2 protein-coding genes and 1 pseudogene are annotated in these 1,492 nt (G+C 40.3%); 2 read left to right on the forward strand and 1 reads right to left on the reverse strand.

All coding sequences use genetic code 11. From position 1 onward, the window contains the following. Together F6K13_RS32775 and F6K13_RS32780 are read left to right on the forward strand one after the other, a co-directional pair. Positions 1-581 (forward strand): annotated as a pseudogene (locus F6K13_RS32775) (hypothetical protein); the annotation flags it as partial. Continuing rightward, the gene (locus F6K13_RS32780; protein ID WP_287289871.1) at positions 562-702 is read left to right on the forward strand and encodes a hypothetical protein; all 141 of its coding nucleotides are present in this window, start codon (positions 562-564) and stop codon (positions 700-702) included. The pseudogene F6K13_RS32775 and the gene F6K13_RS32780, both read left to right, overlap by 20 nt. A 539-nt stretch (positions 703-1,241) precedes the next feature. Here the strand turns inward: F6K13_RS32780 and F6K13_RS32785 are convergent. Further along, the coding region (locus F6K13_RS32785; protein WP_287289873.1) for a circadian clock KaiB family protein at positions 1,242-1,492 on the reverse strand (251 nt) is incomplete at its 5' end.

Here is a 1,492-nt window from a genome sequence, read left to right on the forward strand (position 1 = left end):
GTGTCGCTCGGCACGATCATGGGTTGATTAGCACTTATGCAGGGACTGGTGCAGAAGCTTGTGTAGATGGCTCTCTGACAGAATCTGCTTTTGCTCAACCTAGCGGTATTAGTACGGATGGCAATGAATTATTTGTGGCTGACAGTGAAATTAGTTCTATTCGAGCAGTAGGTATTAATGAGCATCCGAAAGTGCGGACTATTTGTGGTAGTGGAGGACTATTTGGCTTTGGCGACAAAGATGGCCGAGGTCCAGAAGTTTTGCTACAGCATTGTTTGGGAATAGAATATACCCAAAATTATGTCTGGGTTGCTGATACCTATAATCACAAAATTAAGCGGGTAGAATATCACGCAGGTTTATGCCTTACCATGTTGGGAGATGGCACCGCCGGTCATCAAGATGGACAAGGTATTAATTGTCAATTTTTTGAGCCATCAGGATTAAGTGCGATCGCGCAACATTTATTTATTGCAGATACAAATAATTGTATTATCCGTAAGGTTGAGCTAGATACCTTGGAAGTCACAACCGTAAATTTTCCTGGTTTGTGCGCTCCTGATGTCTGTTTACCTAGTTAGGGTTTGCGCTCAAAAGTCTTGTAGTAGGGGTAGGAGACAACCCACCCCTCGCCCCTCCCCCTCCCAGGAGGGGAGAAATGGGAATGAGCGAGGAGGTAGGAGTAATATCAAATCCGGTTAGAACACTTATTATATAGTTCGGGGGAGTAGAGGAGTAGGGGAGTAGGGGAGATTGAAGGCTTTAAGTATAGTTATAAACATATACTATATAACCGGATTCTATATAACGCCTACAACCTACAACCTAAAAACTGTATTATCACTAATTAAGCGGACATGATATAACAATTGTAAGAATGATTTTTCTGCCCAACTATGAGCCTAAAATACGCTCCATGCATGAGTATGAAGAGCTGAAAACCAGACACTTTTTTCGACCCCAAAAAGGCACTTGTCTTTATATGTCAATGCTTTTAGATTTAATCAGCAAGCCGTAGTTAGTGAATTGTTAGTATACAAGCATTACCAGCAACTAAAAAATTCATCTTAGCTGCTGGAATGTCATAGGTTGTTTCATACTATAGCACTACAAGAATTGGTTAGGACATTTTTCAATGCTAAAACCCTTTGACAGTTTGCTATTCCCTGTTCCCTATTCCCTAGCGCGTAGCACTATAAATTTGAAAAGTTTTACTACCAAACGCTAAAAAAATCTAACATTTAAAATCTAGAATTAACACCTTCCAACAACTTAATAATTTTTTCCACATCATTAAATTCCCCAACAATTCTCCGCACAGGTAGAGGCCAAACCCTAATCAGCGTAGGAGTAGCAGTAATTTGATCTGCTTCAGCTTGTTCCGGATTTTGCAACACATCTATTACCTTTAAAGTATAAGGATGAGAAAGAGACTTTTCTAATATTTGGTGCAGACTCTTGAGAGTCCGCTCAGTGCCAATATTGTTACCCG

It is taken from the genome of Okeania sp. SIO2B9, from assembly GCF_010672505.1.
In the GTDB taxonomy this organism is placed as follows: Bacteria; Cyanobacteriota; Cyanobacteriia; order Cyanobacteriales; family Microcoleaceae; genus Okeania; species Okeania hirsuta.